Annotated in this window: 22 protein-coding genes and 1 tRNA gene; 10 read left to right on the top strand and 13 right to left on the bottom strand. The window is 68.4% G+C overall.

Annotated features, from left to right (window positions below):
* Window positions 1-17: 17 nt before the first annotated feature.
* Window positions 18-563 (bottom strand): dihydrofolate reductase family protein, encoded by a 546-nt coding sequence (locus KIK05_RS15245; RefSeq protein WP_214411370.1) that lies wholly within the window; start codon window positions 561-563, stop codon window positions 18-20.
* 109 nt (window positions 564-672) lie between these two features.
* Here KIK05_RS15245 and KIK05_RS15240 point away from each other — a divergent pair, with 109 nt between their 5' ends.
* Window positions 673-1,320 (top strand): winged helix-turn-helix transcriptional regulator, encoded by a 648-nt coding sequence (locus tag KIK05_RS15240; protein ID WP_250562848.1) that lies wholly within the window; start codon window positions 673-675, stop codon window positions 1,318-1,320.
* Window positions 1,321-1,532: 212 nt separating this feature from the next.
* Here the strand turns inward: KIK05_RS15240 and KIK05_RS15235 are convergent, their stop codons facing one another.
* Entirely contained in the window at window positions 1,533-1,979 is a 447-nt protein-coding gene (locus KIK05_RS15235) for a MarR family winged helix-turn-helix transcriptional regulator (protein WP_308249928.1), read from the bottom strand.
* Between the two features lie 108 nt (window positions 1,980-2,087).
* Between KIK05_RS15235 and KIK05_RS15230 the strand changes: the two genes are divergently transcribed.
* Entirely contained in the window at window positions 2,088-3,017 is a 930-nt protein-coding gene (locus KIK05_RS15230; RefSeq protein WP_214411368.1) for an alpha/beta hydrolase, read from the top strand.
* 46 nt (window positions 3,018-3,063) lie between these two features.
* On the opposite strand, the gene KIK05_RS15225 is transcribed toward KIK05_RS15230, so the two are convergent.
* The gene (locus KIK05_RS15225; protein ID WP_214411367.1) at window positions 3,064-3,417 is read right to left on the bottom strand and encodes a putative quinol monooxygenase; all 354 of its coding nucleotides are present in this window, start codon (window positions 3,415-3,417) and stop codon (window positions 3,064-3,066) included.
* A 60-nt stretch (window positions 3,418-3,477) separates the two neighbouring features.
* Between KIK05_RS15225 and KIK05_RS15220 the strand changes: the two genes are divergently transcribed.
* Window positions 3,478-3,780 carry an ArsR/SmtB family transcription factor gene (locus KIK05_RS15220; RefSeq protein ID WP_214411366.1) on the top strand — a complete coding sequence of 101 codons (303 nt, stop codon included), beginning with the start codon at window positions 3,478-3,480 and terminating at the stop codon, window positions 3,778-3,780.
* A gap of 542 nt (window positions 3,781-4,322) precedes the next feature.
* On the opposite strand, the gene KIK05_RS15215 is transcribed toward KIK05_RS15220, so the two are convergent.
* Window positions 4,323-5,396, bottom strand: coding sequence for an NsdA family TPR-like regulatory protein (locus KIK05_RS15215; RefSeq protein ID WP_214411365.1), 1,074 nt, complete (start codon window positions 5,394-5,396; stop codon window positions 4,323-4,325).
* Window positions 5,397-6,081: 685 nt separating this feature from the next.
* Here KIK05_RS15215 and KIK05_RS15210 point away from each other — a divergent pair.
* Window positions 6,082-6,291, top strand: coding sequence for a hypothetical protein (locus KIK05_RS15210; protein WP_214411364.1), 210 nt, complete (start codon window positions 6,082-6,084; stop codon window positions 6,289-6,291).
* A gap of 160 nt (window positions 6,292-6,451) precedes the next feature.
* Here the strand turns inward: KIK05_RS15210 and katG are convergent, their stop codons facing one another.
* On the bottom strand, window positions 6,452-8,683 hold the full coding sequence (katG, locus tag KIK05_RS15205) for a catalase/peroxidase HPI (RefSeq protein WP_214411363.1): 2,232 nt from the start codon (window positions 8,681-8,683) through the stop codon (window positions 6,452-6,454).
* A 33-nt stretch (window positions 8,684-8,716) separates the two neighbouring features.
* Window positions 8,717-9,151, bottom strand: coding sequence for a Fur family transcriptional regulator (locus KIK05_RS15200; RefSeq protein ID WP_214411362.1), 435 nt, complete (start codon window positions 9,149-9,151; stop codon window positions 8,717-8,719).
* Window positions 9,152-9,434: 283 nt separating this feature from the next.
* Here KIK05_RS15200 and KIK05_RS15195 point away from each other — a divergent pair, with 283 nt between their 5' ends.
* Window positions 9,435-11,531, top strand: a complete 2,097-nt coding sequence (locus tag KIK05_RS15195; RefSeq protein WP_214411361.1) for a S9 family peptidase — start codon at window positions 9,435-9,437, stop codon at window positions 11,529-11,531.
* Window positions 11,532-11,605: 74 nt separating this feature from the next.
* Here the strand turns inward: KIK05_RS15195 and KIK05_RS15190 are convergent, their stop codons facing one another.
* From KIK05_RS15190 to KIK05_RS15180, 3 genes are all read right to left on the bottom strand, one after another.
* Window positions 11,606-11,836: a hypothetical protein gene (locus tag KIK05_RS15190; RefSeq protein WP_214411360.1), complete on the bottom strand. Its 231-nt coding sequence runs from the start codon at window positions 11,834-11,836 to the stop codon at window positions 11,606-11,608.
* 80 nt (window positions 11,837-11,916) lie between these two features.
* Window positions 11,917-12,834 carry a DUF72 domain-containing protein gene (locus KIK05_RS15185; protein ID WP_214411359.1) on the bottom strand — a complete coding sequence of 306 codons (918 nt, stop codon included), beginning with the start codon at window positions 12,832-12,834 and terminating at the stop codon, window positions 11,917-11,919.
* 24 nt (window positions 12,835-12,858) lie between these two features.
* On the bottom strand, window positions 12,859-13,692 hold the full coding sequence (locus tag KIK05_RS15180) for an MBL fold metallo-hydrolase (RefSeq protein ID WP_214411358.1): 834 nt from the start codon (window positions 13,690-13,692) through the stop codon (window positions 12,859-12,861).
* A 172-nt stretch (window positions 13,693-13,864) separates the two neighbouring features.
* On the opposite strand from KIK05_RS15180, the gene KIK05_RS15175 reads away from it, so the two are divergent.
* The gene (locus KIK05_RS15175; RefSeq protein WP_214411357.1) at window positions 13,865-14,257 is read left to right on the top strand and encodes a DUF3224 domain-containing protein; all 393 of its coding nucleotides are present in this window, start codon (window positions 13,865-13,867) and stop codon (window positions 14,255-14,257) included.
* Window positions 14,258-14,508: 251 nt separating this feature from the next.
* Here KIK05_RS15175 and KIK05_RS15170 read toward each other — a convergent pair whose 3' ends face one another.
* The gene (locus tag KIK05_RS15170) at window positions 14,509-15,516 is read right to left on the bottom strand and encodes a helix-turn-helix transcriptional regulator (protein ID WP_214411356.1); all 1,008 of its coding nucleotides are present in this window, start codon (window positions 15,514-15,516) and stop codon (window positions 14,509-14,511) included.
* A gap of 304 nt (window positions 15,517-15,820) precedes the next feature.
* On the opposite strand from KIK05_RS15170, the gene KIK05_RS15165 reads away from it, so the two are divergent.
* The 3 genes from KIK05_RS15165 to KIK05_RS15155 all read left to right on the top strand — a co-directional run bounded on the left by KIK05_RS15165 (window position 15,821) and on the right by KIK05_RS15155 (window position 16,814).
* Window positions 15,821-15,940 carry a DLW-39 family protein gene (locus KIK05_RS15165; protein ID WP_211264163.1) on the top strand — a complete coding sequence of 40 codons (120 nt, stop codon included), beginning with the start codon at window positions 15,821-15,823 and terminating at the stop codon, window positions 15,938-15,940.
* A gap of 60 nt (window positions 15,941-16,000) precedes the next feature.
* Entirely contained in the window at window positions 16,001-16,726 is a 726-nt protein-coding gene (locus KIK05_RS15160) for an HAD-IA family hydrolase (RefSeq protein ID WP_214411355.1), read from the top strand.
* A 15-nt stretch (window positions 16,727-16,741) separates the two neighbouring features.
* Window positions 16,742-16,814: transfer RNA gene (locus KIK05_RS15155), tRNA-Ala, on the top strand.
* Between the two features lie 561 nt (window positions 16,815-17,375).
* Here the strand turns inward: KIK05_RS15155 and KIK05_RS15150 are convergent.
* The 3 genes from KIK05_RS15150 to KIK05_RS15140 are packed head-to-tail and all read right to left on the bottom strand — an operon-like array spanning window position 17,376 to window position 20,047.
* Window positions 17,376-18,764, bottom strand: a complete 1,389-nt coding sequence (locus tag KIK05_RS15150) for a hypothetical protein (RefSeq protein ID WP_214411354.1) — start codon at window positions 18,762-18,764, stop codon at window positions 17,376-17,378.
* Between the two features lie 36 nt (window positions 18,765-18,800).
* Window positions 18,801-19,721, bottom strand: coding sequence for a hypothetical protein (locus KIK05_RS15145; protein ID WP_214411353.1), 921 nt, complete (start codon window positions 19,719-19,721; stop codon window positions 18,801-18,803).
* On the bottom strand, window positions 19,718-20,047 hold the full coding sequence (locus tag KIK05_RS15140; RefSeq protein WP_214411352.1) for a hypothetical protein: 330 nt from the start codon (window positions 20,045-20,047) through the stop codon (window positions 19,718-19,720). The genes KIK05_RS15145 and KIK05_RS15140 overlap by 4 nt, the downstream gene beginning before the upstream one ends.
* Window positions 20,048-20,657: 610 nt before the next feature.
* Here KIK05_RS15140 and KIK05_RS15135 point away from each other — a divergent pair.
* Window positions 20,658-21,095 carry an RICIN domain-containing protein gene (locus KIK05_RS15135; RefSeq protein WP_214411351.1) on the top strand — a complete coding sequence of 146 codons (438 nt, stop codon included), beginning with the start codon at window positions 20,658-20,660 and terminating at the stop codon, window positions 21,093-21,095.
* The last annotated feature ends 664 nt before the right edge of the window (window positions 21,096-21,759 follow it).

Below are 21,759 nucleotides of genomic sequence, written 5' to 3'. Positions count from 1 at the left end.
TTCTGCGACAGGTGGGTTCAGGGCCGCTGGTAGGTCAGGTCCACGACGCCGGTGGTGAACGCGGCGGATCGGGTGAGCCGGAGGGGGATCGGGCCGGCGGTCTCGGCGAAGAGGCGCTGCCCGCCGCCCAGCACGATCGGGTGGACCAGCAGGCGCAGCTCGTCGATGAGGCCCGCGCGCAGCAGCATCCGGGTCAGGGTGACGCTGCCCGACAGGTGGATGTTCTTTCCCGGCTGCTGCTTGAGGGCGGCCAGGGTGGTGACGACGTCGCCCCTGACCAGGGTCGAGTTCGCCCAGGTCGTGGTGTCCAGGGTGGCCGAGACGACCAGTTTGCGGATGCCGTTCAGCTGATCGGCCAGTTCACCGGTCTGGTGCGGCCAGACCGCGGCGAAGGCCTCGTAGGTCACCCGGCCCAGCAGCAGAGTGTCCGCCGCGGCGTGCATCTGGCCGACCGCGTCGCTCATCTCCTCGTTCAGGTAGGGGAAGTGCCACTTCTCCGGCGCTTCCACGACACCGTCCAGTGACATGAACAGTCCGGCCGTGATTCTCCGGACGGCGGTCATGCGATCACTCCTTCGGGGCTTCACCGGGCAGCCTCGGTGCTCCGGCGGAAGCAAGCTTGTCTTTTGCAACTAAGCTTTGTCAACTGAAGTATGAGATAAGATCTGCATCATGGCGTCTCGTGAGTACGGACAGTTCTGCGGCCTGGCCCGCGCGATGGAGATGATCGGCGAACGGTGGAGCGTGCTGATCCTCCGTAACCTGTTCGCCGGCCCTCAGCGCTTCACCGACCTCCGCAAGGGCCTGCCCGCCATCCCGACCAACATCCTGTCGGCCCGCCTCAAGCAGCTGGAGGAGACGGGCCTCGCCACCCGCCGCGCGCTGCCGCATCCCGAACGCGCGGTCGTCTACGAGCTCACCGACTACGGACGCGACCTCGAACCGGCGTTGATCGCACTCGGCCGCTGGGGTGCCCGGACGATGACCCAGCCCCGGCCTGGCGAAGTCGTCACCGCCGAGTCGGTCGCCATGTCCTTCCGCACCACCTACCAGCCGGAGGCGGCTCAGGGGCTCACCGCCGGCTACGAGGTCCGGATGGGCGACTTCACGTTCAACCTGCAGATCACCGACGGGGTTCTGGCCGTCGGCATCGGCCCGCACCCCGCTCCCGACCTCGTCATCGAACGGCTGACCGGCCACCCGATCCGCGAACTCATGACCGGTGACAAGACCCCGGACGAACTACTCCGCGACGGCGGCATCCGGGTGGAAGGCGACCCCGCGCTTCTCAACCGATTCGCCGAGATCTTCCGCCTCTGACATCGGAAAGGCGTCCGCCCCGCCCACGGCGCCTTCGGCGCGCTCTATTTCAGGCGACTCTCACCTCACCCGGAACCGCCGCAGCACAGCTCGATCGAAATGTGCGGCAGCCGGTCGGTTTCTCGCAGTCCCGGGGTGCTCTGTTACCGCGGGGCCAAGCTGTGCCACCCCAGCTCTACTGGGTCAGACGCTATTCGTCGGTCATGCCCTCCTCAGCCCGGCTGGCCATGGCGGCCCGCCTCGAGGGTCGCGCGGAGGGTGGCCAGGGTCGCGGCGATGCGGGTCAGGTCGCCAGAGGAAACCGCCGCGGTCAGCGAGACGAGTTCGCTTTCGACGAGGGGGCGGGAAGCGGCCAGCAGCTTCTCGCCCTCGGATGTGAGGCGGAGGACGGACGAGCGGCGGTCCTGGGGGTGTGCGACCCGCACGCACCAGCCCGCGGCCTCGAGCCGGTCGACCGCCTTGCTGACGGCTCCCACGGTGATCGCCAGCTCGCCGACGATGTCGAGCACGCGGCACCCCGGCACCCGGTCGATGATTTCCAGAAGCTCGTACTGTCCCAGTCCCAGCCCTTGTTCGGCGCGCAGCCGGGCGCTCACCGCGTTGTAGAGCCGGGTCTCGACGCGAACGAGGTCGGTGAAGATCGGGGTGACGTGGCTCACGAAAACCTCCAATAGATTCCCGGGAATCATCTTCTATGGAATCCGGTTGGGGAAGGCAGATGGATTCCCAGGAATCAATCCTCTCATCCCACCCCCTGGAGGCCCGACATGTCCCGACAGCAGCGCGACGCCCTGGACGCCCTGCTCCGTTCCGCTCCCCGCGGCGAGACGCCGCCCACTCCCAAGGAGCAGCGCAGCGGTTTCGCCGCAGCCATCACCCGCCCCGCGCCGGAGGGCGTGGCCACCCGCAGGACCGTCCTGGGCGGGCGACCCGCCCTGGAGCTGGAGCCGGCCGAGGTCTCCGGCCGCGGCAGGCTGCTCTACCTGCACGGCGGCGGCTACGTCGTCGGCTCGCCCGACACCCACGCCGGGCTCGTCGGCGAACTGGCCCGCCGCGCGGGGCTGCGGGCGACATCGGTGGACTACAGGCTGGCGCCCGAGCACCCATTCCCCGCGGCCGTCGACGACGGGCTCGCGGCCTACCGTGAGCTGCTGGCGGCGGGCACCAGCCCGCGGGACCTCGTGGTGGCCGGCGACTCCGCCGGGGTCGGGCTGAGCATCGCCACCTTGCTCGCGGCCCGGGAGGCCGGGCTGCCGCAACCAGCCGCCGTGGTCGTCTTTTCTCCCTGGGTCGACCTCACCCTCGCTGGAGCGAGCATCCGTTCCAAAGAGGACGCCGACCCCATCTTCACCGAGGCGGACATGCGCGCCTATGCCGATCTGTACGTCGGCGCCGGCGACCGGGCGCATCCCCTGGCCAGTCCGGTGTTCGGCGACCTCACCGGACTGCCCCCACTGCTGGTGCAGGTCGGGGCGAACGAGGTGCTGCTCGACGACGCGGTCCGGCTGGCCGGCCGCGCGGGCGCCGACGACGTCGAGGTCACACTCGAAGTCTGGCCTGGCCTCCCCCACGTCTTCCAGCACCACTACGACCGCCTCGACGAGGCGGACGCCGCACTCGACCGCGCCGCCCGCTTCCTCACCGGCCACCTGGACGCCGGCCACCGGGGCGCCGGCCGTCTCGAACCGGTCCACTGACCCTGATCCCGGCGGCCGGGCCCGCGGCCGCCGGGAAGCCGTGGTGTTACGAGTCCTGCCTCTGAAGCTCTTCGGGAGCGTGGGCGCTGAGGGGCCTCAGCCAGTGGATCTCCAGATCCTCGCGTAGGTAGTCCATGCGCCTCTCCTGGAACCGGGCGAGGTCGGGCTGGGCGAGGTGCCTGCGCAGGTCGTCCCCCGAACGCCACAGCTCGTAGAAGACCAGCGTCGTGGGGTCGGACGCGTCGCGGTGGACCTGGTACTGCCAGGAGCCGGGCTCGGCACGGGTCGGCTCGACGAACGACAGCAGCAGCCGCTCCAGTTCCTCGGCGCGTTCGGGTCGGGGCCGGGCGAATCCGTAGATCCCGATGGGGCCCTCTCCATCAGGTATGACGATTTTCATACCTATGGAGGTTAGGTGCGGCCCTAGGTATGATGCAAGTCGTACCTAGAGGGGGAGGACATGGATCTCGGCAAGGTGTTCGCCGCGCTCGCCGACGACTCCCGGCGGCGAATGGTGGCCGAACTCGCGGCCGATCCGGAGGACCGGGAGCGCCCCTGCGGATCCTTCGACCTGCCGGTGAAGAAGGCCACACGTACCCACCACTTCCGAGTCCTTCGGGAAGCCGGCCTCGTCGCACAGCGCGATCACGGCAACGGGAGCGCGCTGAGATTGCTCAGGAAGGACATCGAGCAGCACTGCCCCGGCCTGCTGCAACTCCTCGTCGCCGAACTGGGGCAATCGGACGCGGACAAGGCGCCCTGACGCCCGAGCCTGCCCGAGGTCGCCGGGTTCGCGCGCCTGCCGACCGTTTAGGTGGTGTCGCCGCCACGAAAAGGTGCCTTCGGCGCGCCTTATTCGAGGCGACCCTCACCTCGCCCGGAACCGCCGCACCGCAAGGCGTCTCAACTCCACACAGTCCGGTGCTGTGGCATGCCTTCTCTGTTGATACGGCGTGCGCACTCGTGACAGCTCGCCGGACAGGCCGGGGTGAGCCGCAACTGCCCGTTCCGGCTCTCGATTGTTCGAGCAGCTCTCTGCTTTCGCCGGCCTGCGGGTCGGTGAGTGGTAACCGTGGTGAGGGTCGCTCTTAATAAAGCGTGCGGAAGGCACCATGTCGGCGCGGGTGCCGGTCCACCAGAGCTCGTCTGTGACCGGCAATGGGTTCGACAACCCTCAGCGAGGGTCGAAGCGACGCCTGAAACGGTGTCGCCGACCACGAAAAGGTGCCTTCGGCGCGCTTTGTTCGAGGCGGCCCTCGCCGCACCCGTAACCGCCACACCGCAGCTCGATCGCCCGCTCGGACATCACTGCAACTGAGCCTCGAATCTGCGCAGTCTCCTCTGTAGGCGGGTTGAGTCGGTGGCTCGTGCGATCTCCGCGACGTCGGCGGCGACCGCACGAGCCTGCGTGATGTCCGCCATGGCCGCATGAGCCTCAGCCGAGTGCAAGAGATATTGCGCCGCCCACTCGGAACGGCGCACCTCAACGGGTAGGGCCGCGAGTCCTTGCTGTATCAGCTCGATGGCCGCGCTGTGCCGGCCGAGAAGCCGGTAAGCCAGTCCGCGTTGCATCAGCAGATAGTCAGAGTCGTAGAAATAGATCCATGGCGGCTCTTCCTCCGGATGCTCCCCGGCCGCCTGTGCCAGCTCCAAGGCCTCGTCGAGCTTCCGGTCGGTCGCCTCTCCATCGCCTGTAAGGGCATGTCCTCGGGCTTCTTGTTGAGCACCGAGCGCCCGTACGCCGGGGCTGACCGTTCGCTCACGCTGGGCGGCCTGCGACAGACCGATCATGGGTTCTACACGGCCGGAGAGCCACCCTAGGTAGCCCTTCATGCTCAAGATGGTGGCGATCATGTTCCTGTCGTCGGTCTCGGTGCTCCACTCCAGGGCGCGGTCGTAGTACCGGTTCGCATCGACCGGCCGTGAGCTGTTCGCGTGCAACCATCCCGCGAACTGCGACCACTGGCTTGCCATGTCCAACATCGGCCTTCGAAATGGACCCCTGGAGTCGATGACGAGCCGCTCGACGACCGTCAGCTGAGCTGTCACGACACCTAGAAGCGGCGCGGACCCGACCAGGTCTTCTGTGCGTCGCTGGGCGGCCAGTACATGCGCCAACGAATCCAGGACCCCGAGATCCAGCCGACGCGGTGCCCGCGCCGCCTCGTCGAGCCGCTCGGCGTCCTGTTGCGGCCACAGGGAGGTCTGCCTGAAGAGCCCGCTCTCGTCGGCACCGAAGGCGTGCGCGTACAAGAGGGGATAAGGATCGCGGGGCCGGTGTTTCCCCGCCTCCCAGTTCTTGATCGAACGGACGAGGGACTCCCGTCCGGGCATCGGGATCTGCAACGCGTCGGCCGCCAAGGTCAGGCGCCTGGCCATCTCCTTCTGTGACCAGCCCCTCTCGCGTCGCCCAGAACGCAGTCGGCCGGCCCACGTCGGTATCTCTTCCATCGCGGACCTCAGGGGGTAGGGGAACGTCCTACCTCCAGTTTCCCCTATCACCCTCTGGTTGTGCACGATTACGCGGGGTTGAGATGGGAGGTGTCCGAAAGAACGCGGGACCCGCAGGCGACCTCACCGCCGCACGGGTCCCTTGATCAGGAAGTGAGTCCTGACCCGTGCCCAAGCCTAGAGTCATTCGTGTCCGGCACCATGCCGATGCGCCTCCCAGACCGATGGGGTGCCGGTGGTGCGGTCATCCGCCGTACGCGCACGACGCGGCCGGCCTTCCGCACCGGCGTCACCATGAGTGGGAGCACCCCACCAACGCGCAGATGCGCGCCCGACTGGACGCCCGGCGCCGCCTCGGTCTGTGCGGCCCGCTCCCGGCCGCGGCTCCGGCCCGTCCGCTGAAGCTCCACCCGCCCGCCGTCGCCCGCCCCGCTCGGCCGGTCACCGCGTCATCGCCTTCGGGGCGCGGCCGTTCGCCGGACAGGAGGCGGTTGCAGCGTGAGGCCGTGGCATGAGCGGGGCATCGGGACGGCCGGCCGACCATGCCGATCACGAGCCGCCGGTGTTGTGGACGTGGGCCGCGGACGACCTCCGCGGGCGCGGCGTACGTGGGGTGACCGATGTACCCGGCACGGCGCACCGCGAGCTGCTGGCCGCGCTGCGGGCGATGCCGAAGCGGGGGCAGGGCAGTATCCGCCAGGCGCGGCTGGATCTCTGCGCGCACCCCTACCCGGCTTACCGCTATGGGCCGGTTCTGGTACGCGCCCGCCGGGACGGTACCACCGGCGAGATCGTCTTCCGGTATCGCGCGGGATGGCGATAGCGAAGACCCGCAGCAAGGCGGTGCCTCGCTGCGGGTCCGTGAGTGGTGAGTGCGGTGAGACTCGCCTCGAATGAAGCGTGCCGAAGGCACCTTCTCGTGGTCGGTGAGGTCAAAAGAATCCGGGCCGGCCCCGTACAGGGCCGACCCGGATGGGAGTGCGTCAGACCAGGTCGAAGCGGTCGGCGTTCATGACCTTGTTCCACGCCGCGACGAAGTCCTTCACGAACTTCTCCTTGGCGTCGTCGCTCGCGTAGACCTCGGAGAGGGCGCGCAGCTCCGAGTTCGAGCCGAAGACGAGGTCGGCGCGGGTGCCGGTCCACTTGAGCTCGCCCGTGGCCGCGTCGCGGCCCTCGAAGATGCTCTGGTCCTCGGAGATCGACTTCCACGTCGTGCCCATGTCGAGCAGGTTGACGAAGAAGTCGTTGGTCAGCACGCCGGGGTTCGTGGTGAAGACGCCGAGGTGCGACTGCTTGTAGTTGGCGCCCAGGACGCGGAGGCCACCGACGAGCACCGTCATCTCGGGGGCGCTCAGGGTCAGCAGGTTCGCCCGGTCGATCAGCAGGTACTCGGCCGGCAGCCGGTTGCCCTTGCCGACGTAGTTGCGGAACCCGTCGGCGGTCGGCTCCAGCGCGACGAACGACTCCACGTCCGTCTGCTCCTGGGAGGCGTCCGTGCGGCCCGGGGTGAAGGGGACCTCCACGTCGAACCCGGCGTCCTTGGCGGCCTTCTCGACGGCCGCGCCACCGGCGAGGACGATGAGGTCGGCGAGCGAGATCTGCTTGCCGCCGGTCTGGGTGGCGTTGAAGGACTCCTGGATCCCCTCGAGGGTGCGCAGCACCGTCGCGAGCTGGTCGGGGTCGTTGACCTCCCACCCGCTCTGCGGCTCGAGGCGGATGCGGGCGCCGTTGGCGCCGCCGCGCTTGTCGCTGCCCCGGAAGGACGAGGCCGACGCCCACGCGGTGAAGACGAGCTGGGACACCGACAGTCCCGAGGCGAGGATCTGGGCCTTGAGGGCGGCGATGTCGGCGGCGTCGACGAGCTCGTGCGTCACCGGGGGCAGCGGGTCCTGCCAGATCAGCGTCTCGGTCGGGACCTCCGGGCCGAGGTAGCGTACGACCGGGCCCATGTCGCGGTGGGTCAGCTTGAACCACGCGCGGGCGAAGGCGTCGGCGAACTCGTCGGGGTTCTCGTAGAAGCGCCGCGAGATCTGCTCGTAGATCGGGTCGAACCGGAGCGCGAGGTCGGTGGTCAGCATCGACGGCGCGTGACGCTTCGACGGGTCGTGGGCGTCGGGCACCGTGCCCTCACCGGCACCGTGCTTCGGCTTCCACTGGTGCGCGCCGGCCGGGCTCTTGGTCAGCTCCCACTCGTAGCCGAACAGGTTCCAGAAGAAGTTGCTGGACCACTTCGTCGGCGTCGTGGTCCAGGTGACCTCGAGACCGCTGGTGATCGTGTCGCCGCCCTTGCCGGTGCCGAAGCTGTTCCGCCAGCCGAGGCCCTGCTCCTCGAACGAGGCGGCCTCGGGGTCGGGGCCGACGTTGTCCGCCGGACCGGCACCGTGGGTCTTGCCGAAGGTGTGACCGCCCGCGATCAGGGCGACCGTCTCCTCGTCGTTCATCGCCATGCGGCGGAAGGTCTCACGGATGTCGCGGGCCGCGGCGAGCGGGTCCGGGTTGCCGTTCGGGCCCTCAGGGTTGACGTAGATGAGGCCCATCTGGACCGCGCCGAGGGGGTTCTCCAGCTCACGGTCGCCGGTGTAGCGCGCGTCGCCGAGCCAGGTGGTCTCCGGACCCCAGTACACGTCCTCCTCGGGCTCCCAGACGTCCTCGCGGCCGCCGCCGAAGCCGAAGGTCTTGAAGCCCATCGACTCCAGGGCGACGTTGCCGGCGAGGATCAGCAGGTCGGCCCAGGAGATCTTCTGGCCGTACTTCTTCTTGACCGGCCACAGCAGGCGGCGGGCCTTGTCGAGGTTGGCGTTGTCCGGCCAGCTGTTGAGCGGGGCGAAGCGCTGCTGGCCAGCCCCGGCGCCGCCGCGGCCGTCACTGATCCGGTAGGTGCCCGCGCTGTGCCACGCCATGCGGACGATGAGCGGGCCGTAGTGACCGAAGTCGGCCGGCCACCAGTCCTGCGAGGTGGTCAGCACCTCCGCGATGTCCTGCTTCACGGCCGCGAGGTCGAGGCTCTTGAACGCCTCCGCATAGTTGAAGTCCTCACCGAGGGGGTTGGCCACGGCCGGGTTCTTGGCGAGGATCTTCAGGTTGAGGCGCTCCGGCCACCACTGGCGGTTTCCGCCGCCCTGCGTCGGGTGCAGGGCACGCTGGTGCGCGACCGGGCAGCCGCCTTCGTCCCCCGACTTCGGGTCGGTGACGATCGCGTCATGGTTCTCGGACATGGGAATCCTTCCGGACTGGATCAGGGTGGCTCATCAACTGCGGACGGTGGAACAGTCGGGGCACAGGCCCCAATAGATGACCTCGGCCTCGTCGATCGAGAAGCCGTGGTCGTCGGACGCGGTCAGGCAGGGCGCCTCGCCGACCGAGCAGTCGACGTCGGCGACGACACCGCACGACCGGCACACGACGTGGTGATGGTTGTCCCCGACGCGCCCCTCGAACCGGGCCGGGCTGCCGGGCGGTTCGATGCGGCGGAGCAGTCCCGCCGCGGTGAGCGCGTGGAGGGCTTCGTACACGGCTTGCAGGGACACGTGGCCCACGCGGTCGCGCACGCCGGAGGCGATCGACTCGACGTCGAGGTGGTCACCGTCCCGGACGGTCTCCAGCAGTGCGACGCGGGCCGCCGTCACCCGCAGGCCGGCACCGCGCAACTCCTCTGCGGCGGTCGGAGTGTGAGACGCGGTCATGCGTCAAACCTACAGGGATAAACCCGAATGATTCAAGTTAACGAATGACCCGCGTTTAGTAATGCTTCAGGAGAGGTTCGTAGCGTGGCGGGTCCGCTACGGAAGGTCGCGCAGCGGGAGCCTCGGGGCCCGCGCGGGCGGACAGGAGGAATGTCGATCACGGATGTGGGATACTCAGATCGGTTGCCAAACCGCTATCCGGGCTTCGGGTAGCGGTTTTTTGTTTCCCGTGAAACCTCGGTCACGTGCGCCAGTCCTGCCATGACCCCGCACAAGGAGAAGCATGACCACCCCCTCCCTGCCTCGGCAGCTCGCCCGTACCCGGCGCTTCGCCCTCGGCGTCCCGAGCCGGGCCACCGTCTCACCGGATGGCGGCACGGTCTTCTTCCTGCGTACCAGTGCGGGGGACGACCCCGTCTCCTGTCTGTGGGCGCTCGACGTGGCCACCGGGAAGGAACGGCTGCTCGCGGACCCGCGGGTCCTCCTCGCCGGGACAGCGGAGGAACTGTCCCCCGAGGAGCGCGTCCGGCGGGAGCGCGCCCGCGAGATGTCCTCCGGCATCGTCGCCTACGCGGCGGACGACGCCTGCGAGCTGCTCGTGTTCGCGCTCTCCGGCGGGCTGTGGACGCTGCGTCCAGCCGACGGCTCGGTGCGGCGCCTGCCCGCCGTCGAGCCCGTCGCCGATCCCCGCCCGGACCCCACCGGCCGGCGCGTGGCGTACGTCACCGGCGGCGCCATGCGCGTGATCGAGGCCGACGGCGGCGAGGACCGGCCGGTCGCGGTCCCGGACGGACCAGAGATCGGCTTCGGTCTCCCCGAGCACGTCGCCGCCGAGTCGATGGGCCGCCACCGCGGGTACTGGTGGGCGCCGGACGGACGGGAGCTGCTGGTCGCCAAGGTGGACACCACACGCGTGCAGCGCTGGTACCTCGCCGACCCCGCCGACCCCGGTCGTCCGCCCGTCAGCTTCCCCTACCCGGCCGCCGGCACCCGCAACGCCGAGGTCACCCTGTGGATCGCCGGTGTCGAAGGGACGCTACGCCAGGTCGAATGGGACACCGCGTCGTTCGAGTACCTCACCGCGGCGGGCTGGGACTCCTCCGGCCCCTACGCCGCCGTGCAGACCCGCAGCCAGCGGCACGTCCGCGTCCTCGGCATCGACCCCGCCACCGGCGCCACCGAGGTACTCGGCGATCAGCACGATGACGCGTGGGTGGAGCTGATCTCTGGACTGCCCGCGCGCACGCGGGCGGGCGTCCTGCTGACCAGCGGCGACACCGGCGACACGCGTCACCTGCTGTTCGGCGGACGGCCCGTCACCCCGCCCGGGCTGCAGCTGAACGCCGTCCTCGCGGTGGACGGCGAGACCGTGCTGTTCACCGCGTCCGACGAACCGACCGAGGTCCACCTGTGGGCCTACGACCCCGCGTCCGGCCTGCGCAGGGTGAGCACCGAGCCGGGCGTGCACGGCGGGACCCGGCGGGCGGGCACCACCGTCCTGGTCTCCCGCTCCCTCGACCGCCCCGGAACGCGCACCACCGTCCAGCCTGAGGGCGGGGACGGCGTCGAGATCGTCTCGCACGCCCAGCGTCCCGTGCTGGAACCCCGGGTGGAGATCCTCTCCCTCGGCCCCCGCGCGCTGCGCGCCGCCCTCTTCCTGCCCTCCTGGTACGAAGACGGCCCGCTACCGGTGCTGATGGACCCGTACGGCGGACCGGCCATGCGCAAGGTGACCGCCGAACAGGCGTGGTGGACGTACGTCTCGCAGTGGTTCGCCGAGCAGGGCTTCGCCGTGCTGGCCGTCGACGGGCGCGGCACGCCCGGCCGGGGACCCACGTGGGAGCGGGCCGTCCACCTCGACCTCGCCGAGCCGGTGCTCGCCGACCAGGTGGAGGCCCTCCAGGAGGCCGCCGCGTGCCGCCCCTCGCTCGACCTCACCCGGGTCGGCATCCGCGGCTGGTCGTTCGGCGGGTACCTCGCCGCCCTCGCGGTGCTGCGCCGGCCGGACGTCTTCCACGCCGCCGTCGCCGGGGCCCCGGTCACCGACCAGCGGCTGTACGACACCCACTGGCGCGAGCGGCACCTGGGGCACCCCGACGAGCACCCGGAGGCGTACGACCGCTGCTCGCCGATCGCCTCGGCGGCCTCACTGAGCCGTCCACTGCTGCTGGTCCACGGGCTCGCCGACGACAACGTGTTCGCCGCGCACACCCTGCGCCTCTCCGCCGCGCTGCTGGCGGCGGGACGGCCGCACGAGGTGCTGCCGCTGTCCGGCACGACACATCTTCCCAGCGAGGAAACGGTGGCGGAGAACCTCCTGCTGCACCAGCTCGACTTCCTCCAGCGTGCCCTGGGCCTGCCCCGGCGCCCGGCCGGCTGAGCCGCCCACCGACGTCCTGAGGTCAGCCGGTGCCGGCCTTCAGGCGTCGCAGGGTGGCCCGCCTTCCTTCGGGCTCACCCGCCTTCCTTGCCCAGGCGGTCGGCGAGCAGGATCTTGCCCCGGTCTCCGGCCTGCCTGCACTGCTGTTGAAGCTCCGAGAACCATTCGGTCAGCTCAGCGTCGCCCTGGCGTCGGGCGTCCTCCTTGTAGGTCTCCAGGCGCCAGGCGTCCTCCAGGCATCCCTGCACCACGGTGATCAGGTCGTAGTTCTTGTCCTTGACCGGGCTCTCGGGCCGCTGCGTCATGATCAGTCCCCCGTGTCTCCGCTTCCCGTTAGATGCCTGATTCCCGGACCTTGACCGGATAACCGCTGATCAGGGGCAGGTCACTCGGCGGCCGCCGGGGGCGGCCGTACGGAGCAGGCCGCCGTGGCGCGCAGCACATCGGCCAGCTGACGAGCGTTGGTCTGCGCGTAGTCCCGGTAACAGTTGTTCATGAGGACGTGGGTCGCCGAGGCGTCCTCGGCCAGCTCGCACAGCTTGGGCGCCCACTCCCGCAGCTCCTCCGGACGGTAGAGGTAACCGAAGCGCTCGTAGATGTCGCGGCTACGCCATTTGTCGCTGTGGCCGTGGAAGCGGACGATCTCCAGGTCCGCCGTGGCCGCGACGACGGGCGGGACCGAGCAGGGGTGGCCCTGCGGCATGTCGACGCAGACGTACGGGATGGCGTACGAGCGGAGGAAGTCCAGCGTCTCGGCCCGGTTCTCCTCGGTCATCCAGGTCCCGTTGCGGAACTCCACGGAGATCTCCAGCGGCTCGCACCGCCGCTTGCACTCCAGGATGTAGTGCTTGTTGCCCTTGCCGATCGGGAACCAGCGCGGGAACTGGAACAGCACGGCCCCGAACCTGCCCGCCTCCCACAGCGGAAGCAGCGCCGTCACGAACCGCTCCCACACCTGCTCCACCACGGCCGGGTCGACGTCCCGTACGTACAAATTCTTCGCGCCCGGCTCCACCTCGCCCCGCAGATCCCTGGGCAGGGCAGCCGGGCGGGTCGGATGGCCGGTCAGCAGCGAGAACGCCTTGGCGTCGAAGGTGAAGCCCGGCGGGGTCCGCTCCGCCCACAGCCGCGCCGTCTCCTCGGCGGGCAGCGCGTAGTAGGTCGAGTCCACCTCCACCACCGGGAAACACGAGGCGTAGTACCGCAGCCGCTCCTCCGCCGTCGTCACCTCCGGCGGGTACCACCCGGACCGCAGGAGGGTCTTGTCCGTCCACGACGCCGTGCCGACGAGGATCTCACCCATGTCGCCGACGGTCCCGCCGCCCGCTCACATACTGGTGTGCGGCCGGGCTCTCCGGCCGGCGAAGTGGTAGGTCTCCCCCCGCGAGATGTAGCGGACGCGGTCCGACAACCCGAGGCGGCTGACGTGCCGGCGGAAGTCGTCCAGCCCGGACTTGAACGCCTCGTAGTCGTCGTAGTGGATGGGCAGCGCCCGGCTCGGCTTCATCAGATCGACCCACTGGGCGCCCTGCATACCGTCCATGGTGACCACGATCTTGCCGGGCAGGGTGGTCCCTCCGAGATGCACCATCGCGAGATCGATCTCCGGGAAGCGCTGCGGGATCGACTCCAGGCGCTGGTCGAAGAGGGTGTCTCCGCTGATGTGCATACGGAGATCCACCTCGCCCTCCTCGTGGCCGAACTCCAGCATGCTGCCCATGACCTGCGGCAGCAGCTTGTCGATCACACCCGGCCCGTGGCGCCCGGGGGTTGCGGTGATCCGCAGTGTGTGCCCTCTGCGGTTCAGCCGGCAGTCCTCCCAGGTCTCCAGGCTCACCGTGTTGTGGAATCCCTGGCGCCTCAGCCGATGGGCGGCCTGCGGGGTGGTGATGATCGGCGTGTTCCGGTCGAGATCCCGGCGCACCACCCGGTCCCAGTGATCACCGTGCAGGTGCGACAGCACGACGGCGTCGATCTCGGGGAGCTGGTTGATCTCGATCGCCGGATTCGTACGGCGGCGGGTGCTCAGCCCCCAGCCGAGATAGGCGCGCTGGCCGCGGTGGAGGAAGTTCGGGTCGGTCAGCAGCGTGAACCCCTGACAGCGGATCAACGTGGTGGCGTTTCCGACGAAGAAGACACTCGCCTCTGCCGGCTCGGACATCGGGGCCACCTCCCCTCTCTCCAGATATTTCAGGTTAAGCACACAACAAGCACCGCCCCGGTACGGGGGGGCACGGCGTTGACCAGCGGTTTTGCCGTCGTTGCCCATACCTGACGGAAGGTGACAGGTACCGGGGGCAGGATGGTCGTGCACCACAACCAAGGAGGACGACGTGCCACGAGCCAACGGCACCTTTGACATCGACGGCTGGGAGCCGGAGACCTACGACGAGCGCGAAGGAGCCACGCTCGGCCGGGTCCACATAACCAAGACCTTCCACGGCGACCTGGACGGCACCAGCACCACCGACATCATGACCGCGATGACGCAGGTGGAGGGCTCGGCCGCCTACGTGGGGTTCGAGCGCTTCACCGGGACGCTCCATGGGCGCAAGGGCACCTTCGTGCTGCACCACACCGCCAGGGGGAGCCGCGGGGAGCAGTCGATGAACTGGATGATCGTGCCCGACTCCGGCACCGGGGAGCTGCACGGCATCCACGGGGAAGGCCAGATCATCGTCGAGGGCGGCGCCCACTCGTACTACCTGGACTACGAGATCGGCTGACGCTCGTCCCCTTCCGGGGGCATCGCGATCGCGCGGGGCGCGCCCGACACCCCCGGCGGCCACCGCGATCGGCGGACCGCCTGCAACGCCTCCTGACCACCACCGCGGTCAACGGGTCGCCTCAACGCCTCCCCGGTCGCCACTGTTGGTCAGCCGGGTCCCTTCCCAACGCCTTCCCGGCCGCCGCTGTAGGTCAGCCGCGTGCCTTCCCAACGCCTTCCCGGCCGTCGCTGTTGGTCAGCCGCGTGCCTTCAACGCCTCCCGGCCGCCACCGCCACCTCGGGCCTCGCGAGATACAGCGTCGCCAGCTCCCTCGCCGTCGCCTCCAGCCGCTCACGCAGCTCGTACGGCTCGAGCACCTCGACCGCCGCACCCAGCTTCATGAACTCCATCTGAGCGTGGTCGAGGGACTCGATGGGCACGACGGCGGTCACCCAGCCGTCCTCGTCGGGGCCGGTACCGGTCCGCTCGACGGCCTCGACCACGGCGGAACTCATCAGCTCGCGCATCCGTCTCCTGCCCGCGGGCGAGAGCCGCACGGTCGCCTCGCCCTGGTACAGCCGGCTGCGGAAATCGTTCAGGAACGACCGCCAGTAGGCCGGCAGGTCGAAGCCCGCCGGCCGTTCGAAGGACTCGTCCAGGACCTTGAGGCCCAGGACCTGGTGCACCCGGTACGTACGGATCTGCTCCCCGCCGCGCGCGACCAGGTACCACTTCCCGCCCTTGAGGACGACGGCGTACGGATCCAGGAAGCGCGTGACGTCCGTGGGCTCCGTCCAACGGCGGTAGCGCACCTCGATGCGACGCTGGTTCCAGACGGCGTCGGCGATGGCCGCCAGGTGCGGCGAGCGGTCGCCATCGTGGTACCACCCGTGGGCGTCGAGATGGAAGCGCTCCTGGATCCGCCTCGCCCGCTCACGCAGCTCGGCCGGGAGCGCGGCCTGCAGCTTCAACTGCGCCGCCGCGACCACCGCGCCGAGGCCCAGCTCGGCGGCCGGCCCCGGCATCCCCGCCAGGAACAGCGCCTCCGCCTCCTCGCTGCTCAGCCCGGTGAGCCTGGCGCGATAGCCCTCCAGCAACTGGTAACCACCCGCCGGCCCGGCGTCGCCGAACAGCGGAACCCCCGCGGCCTGCAAGGACTCCACGTCCCGGTAAATCGTGCGAACCGAAACCTCCAGCGTCCCCGCCAGCTGCCGCGCCGTCATCCGGCCTCGGGTCTGGAGCAGGAGCAGGATGGAAAGCAGTCGGCTGGCACGCATATCGCTGACAATACGTGTCAGTCTGGTTCCTGCACCCCGAATCACTAATGACGATGGGCCAGCAGGCCGGCCTGTAGGAACTTACGGACTAGCCCCTGATCACGCCCTTGGTCGGCTCTTACCTGAAGGGCCGAGACTGGTAACCGATGTCGCGAAGACGGTTCCGTATCGGAAGATTGTGGACAACCGCTCCACGTGCGACCAAGGGAGGGAGCCGATCCCTTGCTAGGCTGCAAGCATCTGTTAGGAACCCGGCGTTGTCCCATCCCCGGCTGATGGGACCGTTGAGAAGTGGGGTTACACCGTGAAGAAGCTGCTCGTTCTCGCGCTCGTTGCCCTTGGGGGGCTACTCGTCTGGCGCAAGGTGCAGGCCGACCGCGCCGAGCTGGACCTGTGGACTGAGGCAACCGGTAGCGAGAACTGACCACCCCGGCTGCCGATGCGGGGTGCGTTGATGGTTCTGGATCAAGGCGGAGGTGAAGGCATGAACACCGCCTCACCCATCAGGCTCGCCTGCCTCGATCTGGCCGGCACCACCATCGGCGACATCGCCATGGTGGAGCGGGCGTTCGCCGAGGCGATCGCCACGCAGGGCATAGTCCCCGGGACCGGGGCATATGCGCGTGCCATGGTGCACGTGCATCGGTCCCGGGGCTGTCCCGCCATCGACATCTTCCGCGGCCTGTTCCCCGACAACGAGGCCCAGGCCCAGGCCGCCAACCTCACCTTCGAGCGCTCCTACGAGGGCGCGATCGAGCGGGCGGGCCTCTTTCCCCTTCCCGGCACCGTCGAGGCCCTCGAGAAGCTCCGCGCCGCCGGGATCAAGATCTGCGTGATGACCGGCTTCAGCCGCGCCACCCTCGGCCGCGTGCTGGGCGCCGTCGGCTGGACCGACAAGATCGACCTGGCCCTCTGCCCCGAAGACGCGGGCCGCGGCCGCCCCTGGCCCGACATGGTCCTCACCGCGGTCCTCAGACTCCGCATCGACGATGTCCGCCACGTCGCCGTGGTCGGCGACTCCGAAAGCGACATGCTCAGCGGAAGCCGCGCCGGCGCCTCGGTGGTCGCCGGCGTCCTCACCGGAGTCCACAGCCGCGAACGCCTCCTCCAGGGCGGCGCCACCACGATCATCGACTCCATAGCCGACTTCCCCACCCTCATCCTCGACAGCACCCCCACCACGGCCCCAGTAGCCACTTCCTCCCGGTAGGCTGTCCTCCAACAAGGGGCCTTAGCTCAGTTGGCAGAGCGCCTGCTTTGCAAGCAGGATGTCAGGAGTTCGAATCTCCTAGGCTCCACCGCAGGTAAAGGCCACTTTCCATGATCGGGACGTGGCCTTTTCGATCATGTACAGCAGTACAGTACAGCGACGACTACGCATCTGATCCCACGTGCGCAGAAGCCGTCAAGGCCGGCTTCCTGAGGCAGCCGCGGGGGTTGTTGCACCACATCGCGGCGGCGCCAGGCCGAGCACTTCGCTGAGGCCCAGGTCAACGCAAGCTGTGAATGCACGCAAGATCATTTCTGGAGTCTCAACGGCAACGGGCTCTGACAACCGTTAGGCCTATCGTTCGTGTCCGATGGGATGGCAATGTCGGTTAACCGTGTGTAGGTGCGTCCGCTTATCGCGGCCGCGCTAGTTCTGCCCCTGCTCTGCATCGTCTTACTCTCGTTCCCTGCATGGGTCTGCTGGCCCTTCCTCACTGAGGAAAAGCGTAAGACGGTGATCAAGTTCCTCGCTCAACTCACTCTGTGGGCCAAGGCGATTGGCGCGGGCAGCTAGCCTCGCACGAGCACAACGAAGAAGTGCCCTGCATATGCTGCAGGGCACTTCTTCTATTCTTGCTGCCAATCCCCCATCAATCGCCGGCGGTGCGCGGGCGGAGCGTGGACGGCCAGGAGGACAGGCGGAGCGTGCGGTTGGTGCCGGCGGGGGTGGTGGCGCCGACGGGGGTGGAGGCGGTGGGGCGGTCGGACTGGCACCGCTGTTTCTCTGAAGCGGTCATCGGGCCGGTGCGCTGGTAGACGCGGTCGGACAGTTCGGTGGCGGGGTAGTCGAGGGCGGTGTACAGGCGCCAGTCGGTGTTGGGGTCGGCGGGAGTGGGGTTGGATTTGAACCAGCCCTCGGTACGCCGGCGGCCGGCCTGGGTCTCGATCCAGGAGGCTTCCGAGGGTTGGAGGATCTCGGTGATGTTGCCTGTGGCGGAGGTCGTCCAGGGAGGGGTGGCGGTTCCGGTGGCGAACTGCTGGGACATGTTGCTCGTCGTGGTACCGCCGTTCGGCGTCGTGGCACCGGGCAGTGCGGCGGCGGCCGGCAGGTCACCGTAGGAACGTCCGGTGAAGGGGACCGGGCGGGTGCGGGTGAGGGCGTTACGGGTGCAGTTGATGTAGGTGTCGCCGTTGAGTTGGGCGGGCTCGTAGTAGGCGTACGAGTAGGCCTTGTCCGGGGTGAAGGTGCATTTGTCCGGGGTGCTGTTGCAGTAGTTGACGGCCTCGGTGACCGGCCTGCTGTCGTTGCCGTAGAAGGCCTGGGAGGGCGGCAGGGCGGTCTTGGGGATGGTCTTGTCGACCGGCGGAGGAACCTGCACCGCCCGCACGTTGGCGATCATCGGTCCGCAGTTGCCGTTGGCGTTGGCGGAGTTCGGTACCTGAGAGGTGAAGGTGAGCAGTGGTTCGTGCTCGGAGGCGGTGAAGGTGTAGGTCTGCCCGAGGCGCCAGACGCCCTTGCCCAGGGTATTGAGCTTCTTGTCGGGGTCGGGGGCGGTCGTCCGCTCGCTGAGCTGTCCGCCGGCTCCTTCGATGGTGTAGGGCTGTCCTTGGGCGACGGCGGCAGGGGTGCACGCGGCGGCGATACCGGGACTGTCGTCGAAGGTGACGGTGACCAGGGCGCCGGCGCGTACGCCGCGCAGTCGTTGCTTGAACCCGTAGTTGGCTGTGGGGAAGCGCAGCATGACGGCGACCTGGTCGTCCGGGTGCCCGGACTGTGTGCCGGCGTATCGTCCGACCCCGGACGCCGTGCCGGATCCGGAGGTCGAACCGACGGACCAACCCTGGACCGCGGCCCAGTTCACGTTGCCCGGCGGGAAGGGGGGAAGGGCGAAGTCGCCGTTGATGACCCTGACCGGCAGAGTGCCTGCCGTGTCAGCGTGGGAGGGCTGGGCGGTGGCGGACACGGCGAGGGACAGGGTTACGGCGACGCCGGCGGCCCGCACCATGCCGAGCGCGACACGTGGGTGTGTGACGTTCACGATGATCTCCACGGGATGAGTGCTCGGACGGGATGGTCAGAAACGCCGGACGGGGAGCACGATGCGTTCCTTCAGCCGGGAACCCGGTGGCAGCGCGGGAACGGGCGTCAGCAGGTCGGCCAGGCGAGGGGGTGGATTGGTGTTGTCGTCCGGGGCGGTCTTGGCGTGGGGATGTACCTGTTCGCAGGAGTTGCCGGGCATGACGAAGGTTTCGGCGTAGAAGGTGCTGCTGTTGACGCTGGACGGCCCGGTGACCACGATGTTGCGCAGATTCAGCCCTCCACCAGCACTGATCGTTCCAGCGATCCGCTGCATGGCGGCGCTGGCCGCGAAGGTCAGCGCGTCACCTGGGCGCACCTTGGCCCTGTAGGTCGTCGACTCGGTGTGTTCGCTGGTCCAGCCGTGCTGGTACTGGAGCTTGAAGGCACCTTGGAAGGCGCCCTTGAGACCGAGCGAGCCGGCCAGTTTGCCGCTGCCGTTGGCGCCGGCCTTGGCTCCGACGGAGGCACTGGGGCCCTGCTGCTTGTTCGGAGTGTCGAAGCTGCCGCTGCCCTCGGCGTTCACTCCGGCCGACACCTCGCCGGAGGCGTTGATCTGTCCCTCGACCGAGATGTTGCCGGTGATCTCGCCGCCCAGATTGTCGCTGCTACCGGTCTTCAACGTGATCACGCGCTCCACGTTGATGTCGTCGTCGGTGCAGTTGATGGCCGCGTTGCCCAGCGACTTGACGGCGCTGTAGAAATCCCCGGACGACGCCGTGTCGATGTTGAACCGGCACCCACCGGGGTGGGTTGCGCAGTAATCGGTCACCGGGCGCGTCGACGGTAGAGGCTTGTCGCCGACGAAGGCCTGGGCGGTGGGGATGCGCGGTTCGGGGCCGGCGAACGCGGCCACCGGCATCAGCGCGATCAGGGCGGTCGTGGGGAGTGTCCGAGTCAGGCTCTTGATCTTGGTCATCGGTTCATCAACTCGCAGACACCGGTCAGCTCGCCGGTGGTGTCGGAGGCTTTCAGAGCCGGAGGCAGGTCGGCGGCGAACGCCGCGCAGGCGGAGTGCATCACCGCCCCGGCGTTGTCGGATGGACCGGGCCGGAAGGTGTCCAACTCGTGCCGGACGTTGTCCATGCCCGCATGCTCATCGGCACCCGCACCGATGAGGTTCGTCATGCACTGCTTGCCCTGCGCCGATCCAGGGGCACACTGCTTGACCTTGTCCTTGGCTTCGGCGATGTCCTTCTTGGCCTCGGCGGCGTCCTTCTTGGCGTCCTCACGCCCGGACTCCACACCGCCCCGTTCCTGAGATGACGCGCCACACGGCTTCGGTTCACCGCCGGGGCAGGGCTCTTCCTTCGGCGGCGGATCCGACTGGGCTGCCGAGGTATGGGGTGTAGGGGACGTCGTCGCGGCGGCTGCGGGGGTGAGAGCGCAGGTGGCCGCTATCAACGCGGCCGACGCGAGCATGGCAAGAGAGCCAGGTAGGCGAATGCTGTGCATGTCCTTCTTCCGGCGATCGAGCGGATGATCTAGTACCACGAGATGCAGACGGTAGCGGCATGCGTACCGAAAGTAAGATCACCACGCCTGACGTGTTCACCGATTCATCGGCTTGGCCCGCGTCCCACTTGGACCAGCACGGTCAAGATCCTTCGACTTGGTCTTTCACGCGGCTTTATGCCTGGTGGCCCGACTCGGATTCATGATCCAGGTTGACTACGTGCAGCCACATCCCTCAGCCCGGTCCTAACAGGACCTGAATGAAAGCGAGAGCTTGCCCATGCCGAGCATCAGGCGCTGCGCCGTGCTGTCCTCGACTGCGATCACCATCGCCCTCGTCACGTTCCCGTCTGCCGCCCATGCCGACACCACGACTTTCAACTCACGCATCAATAACCGGATGGACGGTAGCCACCTTGCGCTCTCGGGCGACGCCGTAGCCGAGGGGACGCGGGCCTTCACGGTACGGTCCCCAGCCCTGCAGCAGTACAGGACAGCCCGCTGGACGATCATCGAGAAGGCCAACGGTTTCTACATCTTCAAGAACGAAGTGGCCGGCAAGTGCCTCCAGCCTGCCAGCGGTGCTCCAGTGGCGGGAGACACCGTGGTCGTCAAGACCTGTGACGACTCGCCCCTGCAGGACTGGTCCCGCCGGGACGAGGTGGCCGAAACCAACGTCAACACCGAGTGGGGCAGTCTCCGTCCACGCACCAACCCCGCGCTTGCGATAACGCTCCAGAGCTACGAGCCCTCCACCACCTGGGACCACATCTATCTCGACCTGGACCAGAACTCCGCCGACAGGCTGTGGCACTTCACTCCGTCCAACGCCGTCTAGGGGTGATGGCCCCATCCCTTACGACTGCTGGTGCCACTGGTCCTGCGCGCATGTCCGTCCAGTGCAGGACTACCACGGCACGATCCTCTTACCGGCCTCCGGCCGGGTGCGCGTACAGCAGTGGAATACAGCAACGCCGCCTCACAGAGCCACACGCCACCGGTGAGCAAATACCACTTGAGCAGGGCGAGAAGCCCTCTACGTCGTGACTGGCGCCCGTTTGCAAGCAGGATGTCAGGAGTTCGAATCTCCTAGGCTCCACCCCAGTTGCCTCATCGTGACGTCGGGTCGGTCGCAGTTGAGGCCGACAAGATCGTCAGGTGTGAGCTGGTCAAGTTGTGCCCGGACGATCGAGCGAGCGACCGCATACAGCGCGCGCATACTTATCCACAGGCTCTTGTTGCGTGAGGAACATAACTTGGCTCTTCACGCCGACCATGGGTACGACCTATCAAGTGCGGGGGTAGCGGTAGTCACTCAGCTAGTCACTCGCGACTCGTTTCCATGATCGGAAACGAGGTGTTTGGCTGGTGGAGCCTAGTAGTGCTTTGTTAGGTCGGTCGATGGCGGTTGCGGCGTGACGGTTTCAGTCTTTGATGGCAGGTGGGGCATGCGCCGGTCCAGGTCGCGAGTAGCAGTTGTAACTCGCGGATGACCTTGTAGA

Origin of the sequence: Sphaerisporangium fuscum, from assembly GCF_018531465.1 — a bacterium.
Taxonomy (GTDB): domain Bacteria; phylum Actinomycetota; class Actinomycetes; order Streptosporangiales; family Streptosporangiaceae; genus Sphaerisporangium; species Sphaerisporangium fuscum.
The sequence above is the reverse complement of the archived record's forward strand: the minus strand, read 5'-3'. Positions and strand labels throughout refer to the sequence as shown.

Coding starts and splice junctions, on each gene's coding strand:
- KIK05_RS15245 (WP_214411370.1), bottom strand. CDS start 563: ATGACCGCCGTCCGGAGAATCACGGCCGGACTGTTCATGTCACTGGAC.
- KIK05_RS15240 (WP_250562848.1), top strand. CDS start 673: ATGGCGTCTCGTGAGTACGGACAGTTCTGCGGCCTGGCCCGCGCGATG.
- KIK05_RS15230 (WP_214411368.1), top strand. CDS start 2,088: ATGTCCCGACAGCAGCGCGACGCCCTGGACGCCCTGCTCCGTTCCGCT.
- KIK05_RS15225 (WP_214411367.1), bottom strand. CDS start 3,417: ATGAAAATCGTCATACCTGATGGAGAGGGCCCCATCGGGATCTACGGA.
- KIK05_RS15220 (WP_214411366.1), top strand. CDS start 3,478: ATGGATCTCGGCAAGGTGTTCGCCGCGCTCGCCGACGACTCCCGGCGG.
- KIK05_RS15215 (WP_214411365.1), bottom strand. CDS start 5,396: ATGGCCAGGCGCCTGACCTTGGCGGCCGACGCGTTGCAGATCCCGATG.
- katG (WP_214411363.1), bottom strand. CDS start 8,683: ATGTCCGAGAACCATGACGCGATCGTCACCGACCCGAAGTCGGGGGAC.
- KIK05_RS15200 (WP_214411362.1), bottom strand. CDS start 9,151: ATGACCGCGTCTCACACTCCGACCGCCGCAGAGGAGTTGCGCGGTGCC.
- KIK05_RS15195 (WP_214411361.1), top strand. CDS start 9,435: ATGACCACCCCCTCCCTGCCTCGGCAGCTCGCCCGTACCCGGCGCTTC.
- KIK05_RS15190 (WP_214411360.1), bottom strand. CDS start 11,836: ATGACGCAGCGGCCCGAGAGCCCGGTCAAGGACAAGAACTACGACCTG.
- KIK05_RS15185 (WP_214411359.1), bottom strand. CDS start 12,834: ATGGGTGAGATCCTCGTCGGCACGGCGTCGTGGACGGACAAGACCCTC.
- KIK05_RS15180 (WP_214411358.1), bottom strand. CDS start 13,692: ATGTCCGAGCCGGCAGAGGCGAGTGTCTTCTTCGTCGGAAACGCCACC.
- KIK05_RS15170 (WP_214411356.1), bottom strand. CDS start 15,516: ATGCGTGCCAGCCGACTGCTTTCCATCCTGCTCCTGCTCCAGACCCGA.
- KIK05_RS15160 (WP_214411355.1), top strand. CDS start 16,001: ATGAACACCGCCTCACCCATCAGGCTCGCCTGCCTCGATCTGGCCGGC.
- KIK05_RS15145 (WP_214411353.1), bottom strand. CDS start 19,721: ATGACCAAGATCAAGAGCCTGACTCGGACACTCCCCACGACCGCCCTG.
- KIK05_RS15135 (WP_214411351.1), top strand. CDS start 20,658: ATGGACGGTAGCCACCTTGCGCTCTCGGGCGACGCCGTAGCCGAGGGG.